Origin of the sequence: Streptomyces sp. NBC_00390, from assembly GCF_036057275.1 — a bacterium.
Lineage (GTDB): Bacteria > Actinomycetota > Actinomycetes > Streptomycetales > Streptomycetaceae > Streptomyces.
In genome coordinates this window covers 7678576-7695477 of sequence record NZ_CP107945.1, presented here as the reverse complement: position 1 = coordinate 7695477, position 16902 = coordinate 7678576, and the positions used below count along the sequence as shown (strand labels likewise).

Here is a 16902-nt window from a genome sequence, read left to right as displayed (position 1 = left end):
ACGAAAGATCCGCAATGTCGTTCCCCCCAGGTCAGGTCGCTGTCATGCACTTCCTTCAGATGTGTAGGGTTGCCGCGGCAAGTACGAGGCGGCCAAAAACCCAGCAGGCTCCGCAAGATGAGGAACAGACGGCAACCCTGAACGGTTCATCGGCTACCGGAACAACGCTTCTGGGCCGCAGCAGCCTCTAGACGAGCCGCGTGACCCGCATGTACGAGCCGGTGGCCAGGCGCGCGGCTGTGGCATGGGAGACGTTTTGAGCCCACGACAGTGCGAGTGTTCCCGCAGTCGTGGTCGTGAGGATGCCGCTCTCCACGGCGTGCGCGAGGTTCGTGGCGTGGTTGCGGGTGCCGTAGACGACTGTTGTGGCGGTGGCATGGACTCCACTTCTGACGGCCAGGTTGTCGGCGTTGCCCTCTGTGGCGGCGCTCCCTGGCCCCAGCACACTTCGGTTTCCGGTTGCTCCAGCGGGAACCGACCAAGTCGTTTTGAATGCGGCGGCCGACAGCGCGGCGTAGTACAGGTGGAATTCCACCAGGTACTTGGCATTCGCCTGGAGCTGCGTGATCAGGTGTGGGTCGGCGACGAGCGCCGTTGCTGATGGCCGGTCGGTGTTGCTGGGTTTGTGGATGGTGACAGGGATGTTCATGCCGGTCACCGGTCCGGCTGTGGACACTCCCCCGGCGGCAGTGACCCGCCCGGCCGCCGAGACAGTGAAGCGGTCCTCGCCCCCGACAGTAAGGCGGGCAAGAGCCCCGGTATGCGTGGCTCTTGCCGTGACGAGCAGGGCTGTCAGTGCCGAGGAAGGCGGCTCGATGAGTACCCGTCCCTCGTCAAACATGTACAGCCCAGGGTCTATCTGGAACAGAGTGGGTGGTTCGGCAGCCTTGTTGTCCGCGACGCCCATCACGACTCGCGCGGGCAGAAGCGCGAGATAGCCGCCGTTGATGACGGAGGTGTCGCTCTCCCGTGTCCGCAGAACGATCCAGCCGTTACTCTCTCCGTCGGCGCCCATGCGGTTGGCCCACCGCCAGTCACTGACCGATCCGTCGGTGAACCGGCCGCTGGAGACGACGAGTCCGGGACGGTTGTCTTCACCAAGGGCGTTCACGCTTCCGACAGTGGAGCCCAGACTGTCGAGGAAATCGATGACGGGAAGCGGCTGGGTGGGGTCGACCAGGATGCGGTAGCCGTTGGCGGCGGTTGCAGCGACAGTTCCGTTCTGGATGTCGACGATGCTTCCGGAACCGCTATCGCTGTGCAGGCTTCCCCCAGTGATGACCTTGCCGGTGATGGCGTCGGCGGCCAGGGCCTCCGCCGTGACGCTGCCCGTGACCAGGTTGTCTGGCCCGACAACGCCGGTGCGGACGGCTTCGATCTGTACGGCGTCCACCTCCATGACGGCAACCGAAACCGCCGACTGGGAGGTGTAGTTCAGCCAGAGGTACGGGACGATGTACCGCACGTCTGCGTGCAGACGTGCGGGCGCTCGCAGGTCGGGGTTGGTGCCGGCGTCGCCGCTCTGCCCGGAGGGGGCGCGGCCTTGGAAATAGCCGACGTAGGTGGTCCATCCGTCGGCTTCGGGGAGCAGTGCGTAGGAGGCTGCTGGGTAGTAATGCGAGTTCGGCGCGTCCTCACCGTTCCGATTCACCAGACGGACGCCGTCAGCTCCGATGCCGAGGACACCGACGTAGACGCTGTCCGGGCCGGTGGCTGCCTGCTTCGTTGCGCGGATGCGGGCGCTGATCCGGTACAGGGTGGAGGGATCGTGGGGCAGGGGTGTGTCGCCCCGGATGCGCACGTAGCCGGTTGCGCGTCCGACGGTGGCTCCGGTCTCGGCGTCGTTCACTCCAGAAGCGTGGGTCCACTCTGCGCCGGGCCCCGTGGCCGTCACTTTCCAGGCTGCGGGATCGCCCATGGAGTCGGTGTATCGCTGGGAGGCGGAGTCGGCGAGGGCTCCGGCCAGCTTGTCCAGTCCCACGGAGGCCGACGCAAGGTCGCCGCCTGTGGTCCTGCGGGGCTTTGCCGCAACGGCTTCGGAGGCCGCGCCCGGCGTGCCGCTGGTGTTCACAGCGACCAGCCGCACCCACAGCCCGTCGTAGTTCGACCGTGCGATGGTCACCGAAGCGCCCGATCCTGCTTCGATAGTTGCAGTCGGCCGGCGTACGTCCGGCTCAGCATCGGCGGCGGCGAGAAGGTGTACTTGGGCCCGGGCAAGGTCCAGGGGCCCGACCTGCGCATCGGTGAACTCGCCGTCCCAGGTGACCTTGAGACCGGCAAGTGCCGGTTCAACCACTGGTGCGGTGGGCGTCGGCGGCGGCGGTCCGTTGACGATCACCACTCCGGTGGTGCCATCGGGCTGCTGTCCGATCACTCCTCGGACGCCGCCGTCGTCGTCGTGGACGTTGATCGCCCCGCCTTCGATGCTGCTGTAGGCGAGCTGCGCGGTGCGGGAGGTGCGGGCCAGCTGCCGCTCGACCTGGGCGAGGCGGGCAGCGAACTGGCTGATGATGTCGGTCACGTCAGCCTCCGTACGTAAAGCGGTCGGCGCGCTGGAGGTGGACGACGGCTTGCTCCTGGGTCTCACCGCTGGACGGTTTGATCCGCCAGCCGACGATCCGGGCCCAGCCGTCGAAGTCGGTCCACTGGTCGTGCAGGCGCAGCCGTACCTCGTCGCCGATCTGGAAGCTGCCGATGGGGGCTGCCGGGTGATCGCGCAGCACCACCTCGGTCACCTCACCGATCACTTGGCGGGCGGTCCGCTCGGTTCGGGCACGCACCGCGAGGCGGTCGTTGCCCTTCTCCGATGGGATCTCCATCACGTGCTCAAGACGGAGGCGCCCGTCTCGAACCGCGTCGACAGCTCGCCGCCGGCTGCGTCCCTCTCCGGCGCCCAGGGCGATGACGACCTGGGAGTAGGAGTCCGCGTCGTACTCGACCGGCACGGCTGAGGCGATGTTGATGCCGCTGGTGAAGGCGATGTCCGTACGCCTCGTGCCGAGGCGAGGCCAGCCGAGCCGAATGCGCGCTGTCGGCTTTCCGTTCGCACCCCAACTGACGGCCTCGGTCCACTCGGGTGCGGACTCGACCGCGGTCATGTCGTCGATGACTGAACCGAGGGTGGGTGCCTCCCACCAGTCGACGGCGTACGGCTCGGCCGGCGTGCCGACTGTCGCTCGCGACGTGGTGGCGTCCACAGCAACGCGCAGGTTGCTGTCGGGCTGCTCCTGGCAGTAGGCCCACACATCCCGGATGACCTTGCACGGGTCCGCGTGCACGTAGGGTCCGCGGCCACCGAGGTTGCCGTGCAGGTCGTGGCGTCGATGAGGGTAGGAGCCGAAACCGGCTGCCTCGATGCGGAGTTGCTGACCTTCCGGGTCGGCTCGCCACACGATGCCGCCCCAGAGCAGGTTGGTGTCCCGCTCGGCGAAGATCAGGGACGTCCCCGGGTCGAGGTGTTCACGCGCCAGGTGCGCGAGACGCGGTTCGACTACGGCCGTGAGGGATCCGGACCCGGACAGCTCGGGCCCGAACTCGACCTGGGAAAGCGGCAGGTCTGGGGCGAGTATGGAGCTCGTGAGGGCATGTTGGGTCAGGTAGCGGTACGAAGGCATCACACGACGCCCTCGGTGAATTCCACATCGAGAATGAGCGTGGTGGCTCCGTCCACGACCAGGTCGCCGCTCTCGCTCTTGTGCATGTACGTGTCGAGCCAGATGGGCACGGTCGTGCCGCGCATGGCAGGAGGGATGAGGAGAGTGTCGGCGAGCACGACCGTGTTCCGGCGGGTGTTGTTGCCTTGGTCGTCATCGATGGCGATGTGCTGACCGGTGACTCCGCCGATGACGTTCCGCATGGCTGCGAACACGTCGGCGCGCTTCAGCCCCAGGCCGGCGACCATGGTGATCAGCTTCGCCTGCGTGGCCCATGGCGGGACGGCGATGTTCCATCGCGCCGCAGTCGGCCAGGTGTGCCATTTGTTGTCGGAGTAGCCCAGCGTCGCGGCGGCCGTGGGGAACGCGGTGAAGAGGCTGCGCGTGCGCCTCGGGTTGGCGATGACCCGGAGATCTTTGATCATCGCCGCGGTGATGGTCGCCGTGTTCGGCGGGATGTCGAGCCGTGCGAGCGGGATGGCGGTCATCCCTGCCGGTGGCGCCGCTGCGTTCGCGGACACCCCGCTGATCACGTGGAAGTAGCCGATGTCCTGCGTCGCCGGGTTGCGTGTCCCCTCGTACTCGGGATCCTCAACGCGCAAGCAGACAAGATCGGACCGGGCGGACGCTCCCGTTGGAGCTATGGGAACAGTGGCGTCTCCTACGTTGTACTGGGTGTAGCTGCCCTGGCCCCAGCTCGCGCCGCGTACGACGGCCGAGCCGTCGCCAACGCGGACGCCGGCGCCTGGAGTCGCAAGTGGGCTGACTCTGAGGTCGTTTCCTTCGGTCACGCCGGAGCTGCCGCGGGCGAGGTCTTGGATCATCATGCGCATCGCCCTGGCGGGGTGGGTGCCGCCGTGGACCATCATCGGGGGCTGGATCAGCGCCATGGGGAACTCCCTTTCACAAGGCGGTGTAGGCGTCGCGCCACGAGACGGCGAGGCGGCAGGTGTTCGTGTAATCGGTGGCTGTCCATCGCAACTCGGAGCGGCCGGGCGGGATCTGGAACAGATCGAGTCGCGAGCTGGTCGACAGGGACGAGTGGGCGTTGCCGCTGCCATTGCGCAGGACCCAGCGCGTGCCTGGCCGGGTGTCGATGTCGACGAACTCGCCCTCACCGAGCGTCATGGACAGCTCCAGCGAGCGCCCCGTCTCCACGATCCACAGGCGCGGGTCGGTGACCGGGCCAGTGATGCGAATGGTCGGGTAGGCGGGCAGGTCGCCACTGTTCGTCACCCAGCCCGGCCGGGTGGCGGGGTTGGCGACGCCCGTGGTGATCGGGGCGGTGAGCGGTGCCGTGAAGCCAGGGACGTTCTGTGAGATGTCCAGCGGCATGATCAGGGTCTGCTGCACGTCGTCGTGGAACCGCGGGTCGGTCGCGGCGAACTCCAGCTCCAGCGGGACCCAGCCGAAGATCGTGCGCGCGGTTGAGATGGCGTCGGCTCTGCGGACTCGCCCGTAGAGTCGGCGCACTTCGCGGCCGGGCCACTTCAGGCGCAGCACCGCGAGGGCTCCAGCTGCCTTGCGTACCGACGTGGCTGCCGCCACTTCGTGCAGCCGTGCCAGCGCGTCTGCCGCAGCGGCCGGGTCGCCGGGCGTCCGGATGGCCGCTTCAATGCGCACGACGCGCCGGCCGTAGTAGTCCACGCCTGGATATGCGCCGTCGTCCACCGGACTGTCCACGTCCTGGGTGCGCAGTTCGGGTGCTCCCAGGCCGGTGACGTCCGAGATCATGTAGGGGGTCTGCGGGCCGAGGAGGAGGCCAGCGAAGTCGATCTGCCAGTTCTGGCTGAGGGTCGCCATCAGATCCGACCTCCTCGCTGCGCATTGCGCAGCCGACGCATGATCTCCGCGCCGAACTCGTCTGCGCTGTCCCTGTCGCTGCGGGCGTTCACGGTGACCGGCATGTTCTCGATGAGGGCCTTCGGCTGCTCGCGGACGACGACGATCTGCACGCTCCCAGCAGGTCGGGCCTCCACCAGGCGCGGAGAGCCAGGGCCTGCGGCGGGGGCGAGCCGGTAGCCGAATCGGCGGGCGACGTCGGCGAGGACGGTGGTGGCTGATCCGCGCTTGCCGATTCCGAGGGGGATGAACGCTTCGCCGCCTGTTGATGGCTCGCTGAAGCGCACGATGCCGTTGCTCGTGGCGTAGAGGCCGGGGGTGAGGATGCCGCCAGACTCGTACGCCAGGCCGCGATTGGCCTTGGTGAGGTCGGAGAGGAACGTCGCGGCCTTGGTACCGAGTGCCTTCCGGATGCGGTCCAGGGCGAGGTTCGCGATCTCGATGACCCGGTCCTCGCTGAGTCCAGTGGTTTCGGCGACCTTGTGGATGCCTGTCTTGTGGTTCTTGACGGCCGAGATGATTGCCACGAGGTCGGGCAGGTCGGCGTCCGGAACGGTGCGACCTGCGGCGCGAGCCTGATCGTTGGCGGCCTTCGCCGTCTTCTTGTCTCGGACCGCCTGGTACGCCAGAGCCTCGGCGTCGGCGTCTCCCTGATTGGCGAGCGTCTTCGCGAGGTCGCCGTACCCGTGGGCAGCGAGCCGAGCCAGATTCTGCTCGAAGGCGGTCTGATCCTTCACAGCCTGCTTGAGCTGACTGGTGTACGAACCGAGAGTGGCTTTCGATGCCTCGGCAAGCTTGCGGAGGTCGGCGGCCATTTGCTTGACGTACGTCGAGCTGCCCGTCGCCATGTTGCGGGTCAGGGTTACACCGTCCTCACCCATGTCGGCTAGCGCGTCCGCCACGTCCTGACCTGCCCGGCGGGCCACGCTTTCCAGGTCCTTGCGCCACTGCCTGGCGATCTTCGACGACCGGTTGAGGTTCTTCGCGAACGCAGCGAGGGAGAACCTGCCCTTCTTGTCCTTGGAGTCGCTGGCGATGCCGGAGAGTGAAAACAGCTCCGGCGCCTCGTATTGGAAGCCGGTGAGGCCACCGCTTGCGTACCAGGCGACTTCACCTCCAAAGCGCCTGACAACCTCCTGGACGATCGCTTTGGAGCGCGGGCGCTTGGATTCTGCGAGAGGTACGTACGCTTCCCCGTGAGTCTCAGGCTCACCCCAGATGCGCCAACTGCCCGCCGGCGCGATCTGGGCGACATGCTCCTCTCGGCGGATACCGCCGTCCGCATAGAAGCTCAGCACGCTGCCGTCTGCTTGCTTGCTCGACCCGTACCGATATCCGCCTGCGTACGGGCCGTACGCCGAGTTCTTGGGCGTGAAGAAGATCGGGACGTTGACCTGCGAGGGCGCGTTCACGCTGACGCTGATGGACTTCTGTCCCGGGATGTTCTGCACTGACAGACCGATCGCGTCGAGCGTGGACTTCACGGCGGCCATGTCGCCGGACAGCAGTGCGGACGTGAGTGCCTGGGCGGCAGCGGTTCCCTTGGTTGCCGCAGCGAGCTGGATCAGGGACAACGCCCCGGACCATTCCTTGTTTGCCTCGCCGCCTGCCTGCCGGAACGCGGAGACGACGTTGGACAGGTCCGGCGCCTCGATAGGCAGGTCCGCGCCGAATGTGTACTGCAACTGTGTCCGGACGGCATCGAGGTCGCCCTTGAGCAGGCTGTTCTTCAGTGCTTCGGCGGCATCCTTTCCTCCGCGTGCAGCGACGTCGGCAACGAGCTTCATGCCCTGCTGCATGGTCGACCGGGCTTCCTGCGGCAGCTGCTTGGCCGCCCGGCCCATGTCGGCGAGTGCCATCTGCTGCATGACCGCGGCCAGCTTGCCGGGGTTGTTCGTCGCCGACGCGTCCGCCCATGCCTGCGCGATCTGCTTGCCGTACCTCTCGGCGATGGAGGGCAGGTGCTCCAGACCGGCGCGGAAAGCAGGGGTGGAGCGGGCCGCACCCTCCTGGATGATGCTCTCCAGCTCATCGGCAACCTTGGTGCTGCCCTTGCCGAGTTGCTTGACCAGCTCATCGAGCATCGGGGAAGCGTCGACACCGAGCGTGGCGAAGTGGTCGACGAGGTCGAGGCGGCCAGCGGCGGCAAGCTGACCGAGGTTCTTCTGCCAGTCTCGCTGGGCTGATAGCTGCTTGCGCAGTTGCTCGAGATAGTCCGCGAGACTGGCCTTGGCCGCGTCAGCGGAGCGGCCAGCCTTACGGTTGGCCTCGGCGACCTGGTCCTGCGCAGCCTTCCACGCCTTCGCCGGGTCCACGATGTCGGCCAGGGCCTTGCCCATGGCTTCCATCTCCTCGGTGAACTTCGGCGCACCGTTCTTGTCCGTGGGGAGTTGAATCGTCAGATCCCACAGTCCGGCCATCTCCAGCCGGTTGCTCTTGATCTTGGAGTTGACGATCTCCATGTTCGCGGCGAGCTCGGACTCCTTCTTCACCGCGTCGCCCCACACCTTGCGCTGCTTCTCCAGCACCTCGCGGGCACGGTCAAAGGAGATGTCGTAGGTGTAGACCCGGCCGGACACCTCCCAGGAAGCCGCCTTTCCGGCCTTCAGCTCGTCCAGAAGGTCCTGGTACTTCCTCCCCCCACTGGTCAGAGCGTCGATGGCCTGCTCGATGCTGACACCGGCGTCCTTCAGCGTCTGCACGTCACCGCTGTCAGTCAGCTGCTCGGTCAACTTGCGAAGACCGGCTCCCTGCTCACCCTCCTCACGTTCGGCGCGCAGCGCCGTGATCAGCTCCTCTGTTGCAGCCTTGGCCTTCTGCTTGGATGCCGAGTAGGCGGCGTAGGCGGCGACTCCGATCGTGAGGACGGCGGCCAGGCCGGCGACGGCAAGTCCGGCACCGGACAACACCGCGGGCAGGATGGCGCCGCCGGTGCGAGCAGCGGCGAGCTGGGTGCGAAACGTGGCGAGCTGTACGCCGAGCTTGGTGAACGCCGCACGGGCCAGCAGTCCAGCAGCAGCCAGCGCGATCAGACCCCCGGCGAACGACTTCACCGGACCCGGCAGGTCATTTATCGCGCCGGCCAGGACGTTCAGGTACTGACCGATGGTCTGCAGGACGGGCAGCAGGGCGCGGCCCATGTCGATGCCGAGCGCGGTGACTTGGTTGCGGAAGAGCGCCCACTGACCGGCAGTGGTGTCCATCTGGATCGCGTACGCCTTCTGCGCGGCGCCCGCCCGCTGCACCTCGATCGAAATTCCCTTGTACGTCGACGCGTAGTTGTCACCGTCGGCAGCCGAGAGAGCGAGCATCGCGCGGGTGGCGCGGATGTCCTTGAACATGTTGGCGATGGCGTCGGCGCTGCCCTTGGTCACGCCGCGCAGCTTGTTGACGACGACGTACAGGCCCTCCTGTCGGATGGCGGATGCGACGGACTCGTAGCCCAGTTCCTTGATGGCGTCGCGCATCTCCCGGGTCGGCTTGACCATCCGGGTCATCATCATGTTCAGCGCCGTGGCGGCCTCGGCGGTCGGGATGCCGGCGAGTGTGATTGCCGCCAGCGCGGAGCTGAGGTCGTCGAACTCGACGCCTGCCGCGGCCGCCATGGGGACGACGTCACCAAGCTGCTGGGCCAGCTCCTCGAAGGAGATGACGCCGAGGTTGACGGTCTGGAACATCGTGTCCATGACGTCGGCGGCCGCTGACGCGGGCATGCCGTACGCCTTCAGCACTCCCAGCAGAGCGCGTGCCGAGGTCTCCGTCGTAGTCAGGCCGGCTGAGGCTCCCTTGGCCGCTACCTGAAGGATGCCCATGGCCTGCGCCCCGTCGAAGCCGGTGGAGACGATCTGATAGAGGCCTTCGGCCAGCTGCTCGGCTGTCTGCGGGAGTTCCGTAGACAGCCGGACGATCTGATCGGTGAACTGCTCGACGTTCTCGCTGGTGATCTGCTGGGAAATCGTCATGACGTTGGCCATCGCCCGCTCCAGCTGGATGGCGTTCGCCACACCGACACCGAGCACGGCCCCGAGAAGAAGCCCGCCCTGAGCGAGAGTCGCTGCACGGGCGTTGGCCGCTGCGGCTACCTGCGCTTCGGCCCGTGCCACCTGCCGCGCCGAGGCTTGAGCGTTACGTGCTGCGGTGCGCTGCGCCTCATCGCGCGCTGCTACAGCGTTCCGGGCCCGTATTTCCGCATCGGCCAGGCCGACGGACGCCCGCTGTGCAAGTCCGCTCGCCCTGGTCGCGGCTTGCTGCGCGGCCATGGCCCTCGCTTGGGCGGCTGCATGTGCCCGGGTGGCACGGTCGGCGGCAGCCTGGGCCGCGGCAGCAGTGCGAGCCGCTGCCTGTGCCCCGCGTCCGGCTGTGGACTGGGCGCGTGCCGCCATGGTCTGTGCCAGAGCCTGAGCGCGAGCCGCCCGTTCTCCAGCCGCCACAGAAGCCGTCTGCGCGCCCTGAGCACGGGTGGCCAGGGAAGAAGCGAGTGCTTGAGCCCGGTTGGCACGAGCGACGACCTGCTGGGCGGCGGCTGCCCGCTGTGTAGCCTGCGCGATCTGTCCCTGCGAGCGAATCGTTTGTGCAGCGGCAGCCGCCTGCGCCTGAGCGAGCGCGCCCGTCGCAGTCCGCAAGGAGCCCAGACGCGCGCCAAGTCCAGCCAAGCCCTGGTCGAAGCCCCGCAGTTGCCCGGCGGCGCCTCGAAGCCCGGCGGTGAGGCCTCCGGTATTGGCCATGAGGTTGACGTAGAGGTTGTATGCGCCAGCCACGGCGTCAGTCCTTCCGGGGCCTGAGCCCGATCTTCATCCCGCGCCCCTCCGGACCCTCCGGAATCTGCTCCCGTTCCATCTCGATGAGCTCGCACCCTGGGCAGCGGTGCGGCTCCGGCACGTACGCGAACCGGTCACCGCCCAGCGCCTCGTCCCACTCGGCCGCGCGGGTACCGCATCCGTCGCAGACCGCTTTGGTGAACGCGAGGTAGGCCAGCGCCTTGGCCCGGTCGAGTGCTGACCACCGGCCCTCCCCTGCGCCCGAGAGTTGGCTGTGGGGAATGCCGTATACCGCGCACAGCTCCATCTCGGCGCGGAATGCGGGGTCGGTGATCAGCCTTTTCCCAGGTCCGCCCGCATGGTCTGGTTCACCAGGAGGGCCGCTGTGAACAGGGCCTTGGCCTCGGAGTCCGGCCACAGGTCCAGCAGTTCCTGTGCGTCGCTCTCCGTCATGCCGGGAACTTCGGTGCCCGCCCCATCACGCTCGATGTGGCATGCGGCGATGAGCGCGGCCGGGAAGGTCTCGACGTTGTACTCCATGCCGGCGTCGGCCTGCGCCTCTGTCGGCGGATGCTCTCGCAGCAGCTGTTCCCAGACCGGGCGGGGAAGAGCCCGGAAGGTGAGGGTCACGGTTGCTTCATCGAGAGCGCGTTGCGCGTCTTCAAGAGCGCCGGCCGCGGCCAGTACTTCGGGACGCGCTTGGACCCACTCATCGCGCTGGTCTTCCGGAACGGCCTGCTCGATCGATGCGCTCTGCGCCTCGGTACGTGCCCGGGCCAGACCGAGCGCGGCCTCGGTGACGTCGGCCTTGAGCACGGGGTCGTCGCAGATGGACAGCGTTCGCTCGGGAAGCTGCCGGGCGCGGAGCTTGGCCATCTTGGCGGACCAGTGCGGGTCTCGGGCGACGGCTTCCGGGGGCGGGGTGATCGTGGACATGCGACTCCCCCTGTCAGCCTGAGGCGGCGGCCGGAACAGCGGCGTCGAGGACGGGCTTGTCGGTGATGCCGAAGCTGACCTTGAACTTGGCGGGCTCGGTGGCGGTCGTGTAGCTGGCAGAGCGGCTTCCGACCCTGACTGGGAAGATGTCCATCGACTTGCTTCCGGCGACATCGCCCTTTCGAAGGATCACGACGTAGCCCTCGACGCCCTTGGACAGAAGCGTCTCCAAGGTGTCATCGACGCGGTCCTCGTAGAACGTGAAGCTGCTGTTGTCGGCCTTGTCCTCGCCGGGGATGTTGCTGGTGAACTCGGAGGACATGTCCGGGGTGTCGATGGGGGCGTTCTCAAGGGCCCAGCCTTCGATATCGCTGATCGCACCGGACAGCGCCGTGGCGTTGGCTTCCGAAAGTTCAGTACGGACAGGGATGTTGGCCGCGGCTGCAATCACCTTGAGAAAGTAGAACTTGGTGACGCCGCGGCGCATGAACCGCTGCTGTGTGGTGCCCATGTCTCTCGCTCTCAGGGGACAAGCTCCGAGAGCGCGCACCGGAGGCCCGTCCCCAACTGGTCGCGCAGATACGACTGATGTATGGGGAATCGGCCCGTACCGGCGTACTTGGTCGGGCGTCCGCGAGGGGCCTCCGCGGTGAGGGTGCGGTGCGGATCAGGTGTTGAGCGTGGTCACTTCGATCACGTACCGCTGTACGTAACTGTATACGCCGCTGGCGACAGCCACGCCTTCCTCCTTGTCCAGGGTGCGCTGCATGACCACGCATCCTGGAACCGTGATCTCCGAGGTGTAGGCACCACTCGTCTTACGCCCGAGCATCACGGAGCGGACCTTGTCAGCCATCCACTCGGCCTGCTCGGCTGTCGCGGCGACGCTGGTCAGCTGTAGCAGCACGCGAGCATCGGCGTCCGCTTCTCCGTAGGGCGGCCCGTCGGTGGTGACACCGAGCGGGTACAGCACGCTGTACGGCACCTGAGCGCCTGATGGGGTGCTGGACACTGTCGGCGCGGTGCCGTACCCGCAGCTGCGGGTGGTAGCAGCAGCCAGCATGCGCTGAACAGCCAGCGACACCTCACGTCCTGATACGGGCATCTATTCCTCCTCGTCGTCACAGATACGGCTGACGGTCGCGTTGGCTTACAGGTCGATCAGGCGGAGTGCAGCACCCCGACGCGGTTTCAGGCGGCATATCCGGCAACGAAGACCCGATGAGCAGAAGCCATAGGCCAACGCCGGGCAGGTGTCGTGAAGCCGGGGATCCACGGAATGCTTGCTGTGTACACGTCGGCAGGGAGGGACGATGGATTCAGGCACTGTGACGCAGCTGATCACTGTCGGAGCCACATTGGGCGGGGTGGTCCTGACTTCGGTAGGCAACGCCTTTCTTGAGCGGCGTCGCGCGCAGGACAGCCGCGAGCTGGAGTCCTTGCGCTCCGCGGCCGGCCATGCAGCGTGGCTCCGCGACGAGCGCCTCAAGGCTTACGCCGGGCTTTCGCTGGCGGGCGAGGAGGCACTGCAGTTCATACGGTCCGACCTGCGGCTCCTTCTCGGCTCGGATGCTGCCAGTCAGCGCGCCGATACGGAGGCTCGCTGGCGCGAGCTGCGCACGCAATTGCGAAAGGCATACAACCAAGTCGCCCTCTTCGGTGCAGAGCCAGCACGGCTGGCCGGTCGGGAGATCTGGCGGACTGCCCGCAACGGCGGCAATGACTTCTGGCGTGATCTGAACGCCGCCCCAGACAGCCGCGGTCTCCTTGAGCAGTACGAGCGGTTGGAGGCGATCGTGAAGGACCTTGGGACCGCAGGCGACCATTATCTCGAGGCCTGCCGCCGAGATCTTCAGAGAAGTGACTGAGTGGGGCTCGGCGTTTTGGGCTCGGTCGCTCACGGGCGGCGCCGAGCCGTGGTGCTGGCATACGTTACCTACGGTCTGATGCAGGTCCTCGTTCAGCAAGCTCACGAGCCGCCCACGAGTGACTCACCGAGAGCCGCCACGAACAGGGGCCGGATCTCCTCCACCGCAGGTCCGACATGGGGGAAGGGGGGCTGGTTGTAGATACGCCCGAGACTGTCAGCGCCGACGAAGCCGTACTCAAGCCGTCTCCCCTGCGGCTTGTTAGTGCCGACTGTCGCCGTGACGGTCACTCCGTCGGTGGCAATCTCGTGGGTCCAGCTGCGCCGGTAGTCACCGGTCGGCGCATTCGGGCCCGGCCTGCCAGAGGCCTTCGCTTTGATCCGGGTCTCCAGCAGCATGGCGTAGTGCTGCACCAGGCCGACCGTCTCCGGCAGTGTTCGCGCCGCACGGACATCCAGTTGGGCAGCTATCTGTGCCGCGTTGCTGTGTGCGCCGGCGCGGAGATGCGCGTTGGGGTTGGGGTTACGGGGTGAGGCCATCGGTCATCTCCTGGGGCTCCTCGAACTCGCCCCGCGCCCACTGCTGCAGCTGGGCGAGCACCGCCGCGGTGTAGCCGTACTGCTGGCCGCTGAGGTCCGAGCGGTTCATCGCGGCCTTCTCCAGCAGCGAGGCGTCGATGGCTGACAGGAACCGAGCAGCGGCCTCGCCCGGCTCGTATGGCTCACCGATGGCGACGCGCGCGTACCCGTTGAAGTCTGCACTGGTCCTGGCCGGTGAAAGCTGGAGCACCACCTGCGCGGGCTGCCCGGCGAGCTGATGCACTGTGTACCCCGACACGTATCGGGAGTAGTCGACGCCGCCGATCGTAAGCGAGCCTGCCGTGCCGCTGGTGGCTATCCGTACGTGCCTTACGTCGGCTGGTCGGGTGTCCGTGATCTTCATACGGCGAGCGTATGCGGGGTGTGGGACATCTCCAGCCGCTATGACGGTGCGGTGATCTCGTCCAGGCGGGTCACTCGCACCAGCTCCACGGTAGAGGCTTCGGAAGGGTCCAGGACTTGCCACGCGCGCCCGAGCGTCGCCGAGTTCTCGGCCCGCGCGGCAAGCACTTCCAATCGGTCGTACCGCGCTGGCACAGGTGCACCAAGCGGAGTCAGCAGCCGGTACCAGGAGACCGTGTCGTCGAGCCACTGTCGGCCGACGATGCCCTCAGCAGTCACCTGGCCGTGCCCGGACAGCACTGCCCCCGGCCCCTGATAGACGACGTCAACCGGCGCGCTGCCGAGCAGCCCTGTTTCCGGGTCCAGTGGCGCGCTGCCTGTAGGTCGGGTGATTCTCACCGTGTCCACGAGCAACTTGGTCTCCAGGTGGGCGCGTACCTCGTCAGGGTCAATGCCCGTAGTCACGGCTTCGCTCCACTCGTCTGCGCCTGCGTGTTCTGGTCGACCCATGTCGTACGGACGACGCTCAGCGTCGAGGTCTCGCTGATGTCAACCACGCGCCAAGTACGGCCGATTGCCGACTCGTCGCCAGACTCGATGACTTTGACGGTGTCCTCGCGCGACGCGACAGGAGCCGGAAGAGGAGTCAGCAGCCGGTAGCGAGACGGGGTGTCGTCGACGTACGCCTGTCCAGCCAGATGAAGAACGACGGACGGTCCACCTGCCGGGAAGATGGCTCCGGGCCCCTCGTACACCTTCACCGGTGGCCCGGGCTCGTACTGGCCAGTGTCAGGGTTGAACACGGGCTCACCCTTTCGCTCAACCCTGACCTTGTTGGTGAGGATCCTTCTCTCGACAATGGCGCTGACGGCCCCCAGGGTCAGCCCTTCAGCAGGCACGCTCATGCGTTCGAGCCTATCCGCGTCCGCTGACACCACGACCTCACGGCAGTACCCCACCAACACTCAGGCGATCCTGCCGAAAGCGACGAAGCCGTCCTGATCACGGGTCTCATCATGCCGGGGAAACGGCACGGCACTTCCGTGACCAGGGCGGGACCTCCCGACGACGCGAGAGCCTGCTTTGAGCTCGATGCCTGCCCGTACGCCGTCCGGCGTGCGGCGCCACCTCGGTTGGGGTGTTGGGCCGCGCCACGAAGTAGACCGGGCACTGAGACTCCGTGAAATCTGATAGTGCACCCGCCAGTCAAGGCAGCCGCGCATATGGGTGAATCGCTGGAGCAGACGTAGTCCGTTGCCGCCATGAGCGCAGCCCTCGTATGCTTTCGAGCAACGCGTCGACGGAGACAAGTAGCTGCGGGATCACGCGAGCCGAGAGAGCTGCCGGAAGCTGGAAAGGCAGCCTTGCGCCCCGGAGTGAAGACCCTCCTGAGTGCAGGGAGGAATGGCCCGATAGGCCTAATGCCCCGCCGGCTGGCCCCCGTCATCGGGCACGAATGAGGCCATCGCGTTCGCGCGGTGGCAAAGGCGTGGTGGCACCGCGAGTACCCTTCTCGCCCACGCTCCCAAGGGATCATGACGACGCCCCTGGGAGGGCTGCGATGATCCACACCACTAGCCGTGTACTGGTCTCCGACCTGCGAGAACATGTTGGCCGTACCGTTTCCGTCTGCGGGTGGGTGAACACGCTCCGCCTGCAGCGCAAGATGCAGTTCGTCATCGTTCGGGACCACACCGGCATGGTGCAGGTGACCCACAAGCGTGACGACGGGCCACTGGAGGCCCAGTTCGAATCCCTGACTCCCGAGTCCGCAGTCAAGATCACTGGCCGTGTCGTCGATGCCGCTCAGGTCAAGCTCGGCGGCCTGGAGATCGTCCCCGAGCGGGTGGAGGTCTTGAACCTGGCCGCTACGCCGCTGCCGATCGACGAGCACACTGGCCTGGAGCAGCGGCTGGACTGGCGCTTCCTGGACGTGCGCCGCCGTCCCGCCACCCAGCTGATGCTCGCCGTGCAGACCACCCTGGAGCAGGGCATGCGCGAGTACGCCTACAAGCTGGGCGCCACGGAGATGCACACCCCCAAGCTGATGGGCACTGCCTCGGAATCCGGCGCGGAGGTCTTCAAGCTCGGCTACTTCGACCGCAGCGCCTATCTGGCGCAGTCGCCGCAGTTCTACAAGCAGATGGCGATCTCGGCCGGGATCGACAAGGTCTTCGAGATCGGGCCGGTCTTCCGGGCCGAGCCGTCGTTCACCTCCCGGCACGCCACCGAGTTCACCGGCGTCGACGTGGAGCTGGCCTGGATCGACGGCGTCGAGGACGTGATGGCGTTCGAGGAGCAGATGCTCGCCCATGCGATCGCCAACGTCGCCGACGCACACGGTGAGGCAATCGCCGAGCATTTCGGCGTGGAGGTCAACGTCCCCACGACACCCTTTCCTCGCATCACGATGGCCGAGGCGCACGAGATCCTGCGCAAGGGTGGCTGGGACCCGGCGGGGGTCAAGGAGGACCTGGACCCGGAGGGCGAGCGGAGCATCTCGGCTCACATCAAGGAGGCCACCGGGCACGAGTTCGCGTTCATCACGCACTACCCGGTGAGCATCCGGCCCTTCTACCACATGCGGCTGGCCGACGACCCGAGCGTGACGTTGAGCTTCGACCTGCTGTGGCAGGGGCTGGAGATCACCACCGGCGCCCAGCGCGAACACCGTTACGACGTGCTGCTGAAGCAGGCCGCCGAGAAGGGCATGAGCCCCGAGCCGCTGCAGGACTACCTGAACGCGTTCCGGTACGGGTGCCCGCCGCACGGCGGGCTCGGCATGGGGATGGGGCGGGTGCTGATGGTGATGCTCGGTCTGGAATCCATCCGCGAGGCCACGTTCCTCTTCCGCGGGCCGAACCGGCTCACCCCGTAACCGGCCGCTGGCTGCGTCCCACGACAC

General features: G+C 67.0%; 15 protein-coding genes. 2 read left to right on the top strand and 13 right to left on the bottom strand.

Features of this window, described 5'->3' with window-relative positions:
* Positions 1-187: 187 nt before the first annotated feature.
* From OHS70_RS34205 to OHS70_RS34165, 9 genes are all read right to left on the bottom strand, one after another.
* Positions 188-2521 (bottom strand): hypothetical protein, encoded by a 2334-nt coding sequence (locus OHS70_RS34205; protein WP_328404009.1) that lies wholly within the window; start codon positions 2519-2521, stop codon positions 188-190.
* Between the two features lies 1 nt (position 2522).
* The gene (locus OHS70_RS34200; protein WP_328404008.1) at positions 2523-3614 is read right to left on the bottom strand and encodes a hypothetical protein; all 1092 of its coding nucleotides are present in this window, start codon (positions 3612-3614) and stop codon (positions 2523-2525) included.
* Positions 3614-4543 carry a hypothetical protein gene (locus tag OHS70_RS34195; protein ID WP_328404006.1) on the bottom strand — a complete coding sequence of 310 codons (930 nt, stop codon included), beginning with the start codon at positions 4541-4543 and terminating at the stop codon, positions 3614-3616. Before OHS70_RS34195 ends, OHS70_RS34200 begins: the two co-directional genes overlap by 1 nt.
* Positions 4544-4556: 13 nt before the next feature.
* Entirely contained in the window at positions 4557-5456 is a 900-nt protein-coding gene (locus OHS70_RS34190; RefSeq protein WP_328404004.1) for a phage distal tail protein, read from the bottom strand.
* Positions 5456-9754 (bottom strand): phage tail tape measure protein, encoded by a 4299-nt coding sequence (locus tag OHS70_RS34185; RefSeq protein WP_328404002.1) that lies wholly within the window; start codon positions 9752-9754, stop codon positions 5456-5458. The genes OHS70_RS34190 and OHS70_RS34185 overlap by 1 nt, the downstream gene beginning before the upstream one ends.
* A 502-nt stretch (positions 9755-10256) precedes the next feature.
* Complete coding sequence (locus OHS70_RS34180; RefSeq protein WP_328404000.1) at positions 10257-10559, bottom strand: hypothetical protein; 303 nt, start codon at positions 10557-10559, stop codon at positions 10257-10259.
* 26 nt (positions 10560-10585) lie between these two features.
* On the bottom strand, positions 10586-11188 hold the full coding sequence (locus OHS70_RS34175; protein WP_328403998.1) for a hypothetical protein: 603 nt from the start codon (positions 11186-11188) through the stop codon (positions 10586-10588).
* 13 nt (positions 11189-11201) lie between these two features.
* Positions 11202-11699, bottom strand: a complete 498-nt coding sequence (locus tag OHS70_RS34170; RefSeq protein ID WP_328403996.1) for a phage tail tube protein — start codon at positions 11697-11699, stop codon at positions 11202-11204.
* A gap of 156 nt (positions 11700-11855) precedes the next feature.
* Positions 11856-12293 carry a hypothetical protein gene (locus OHS70_RS34165; RefSeq protein WP_328403994.1) on the bottom strand — a complete coding sequence of 146 codons (438 nt, stop codon included), beginning with the start codon at positions 12291-12293 and terminating at the stop codon, positions 11856-11858.
* A gap of 223 nt (positions 12294-12516) precedes the next feature.
* Between OHS70_RS34165 and OHS70_RS34160 the strand changes: the two genes are divergently transcribed.
* Positions 12517-13056, top strand: a complete 540-nt coding sequence (locus OHS70_RS34160; protein WP_328403992.1) for a hypothetical protein — start codon at positions 12517-12519, stop codon at positions 13054-13056.
* A 101-nt stretch (positions 13057-13157) separates the two neighbouring features.
* On the opposite strand, the gene OHS70_RS34155 is transcribed toward OHS70_RS34160, so the two are convergent.
* Genes OHS70_RS34155 through OHS70_RS34140 form a run of 4 tightly spaced genes read right to left on the bottom strand, consistent with a single transcriptional unit; the run spans position 13158 to position 14962 of the window.
* Complete coding sequence (locus OHS70_RS34155) at positions 13158-13595, bottom strand: HK97 gp10 family phage protein (protein ID WP_328403990.1); 438 nt, start codon at positions 13593-13595, stop codon at positions 13158-13160.
* Entirely contained in the window at positions 13579-13998 is a 420-nt protein-coding gene (locus tag OHS70_RS34150; protein WP_328403988.1) for a hypothetical protein, read from the bottom strand. Before OHS70_RS34150 ends, OHS70_RS34155 begins: the two co-directional genes overlap by 17 nt.
* Before the next feature lie 38 nt (positions 13999-14036).
* Positions 14037-14462 (bottom strand): DUF6093 family protein, encoded by a 426-nt coding sequence (locus tag OHS70_RS34145; RefSeq protein ID WP_328403986.1) that lies wholly within the window; start codon positions 14460-14462, stop codon positions 14037-14039.
* Entirely contained in the window at positions 14459-14962 is a 504-nt protein-coding gene (locus OHS70_RS34140; protein WP_328403985.1) for a DUF6093 family protein, read from the bottom strand. Before OHS70_RS34140 ends, OHS70_RS34145 begins: the two co-directional genes overlap by 4 nt.
* Positions 14963-15558: 596 nt before the next feature.
* Here OHS70_RS34140 and aspS point away from each other — a divergent pair.
* Positions 15559-16875 (top strand): aspartate--tRNA(Asn) ligase, encoded by a 1317-nt coding sequence (aspS, locus tag OHS70_RS34135; protein WP_328403984.1) that lies wholly within the window; start codon positions 15559-15561, stop codon positions 16873-16875.
* The last annotated feature ends 27 nt before the right edge of the window (positions 16876-16902 follow it).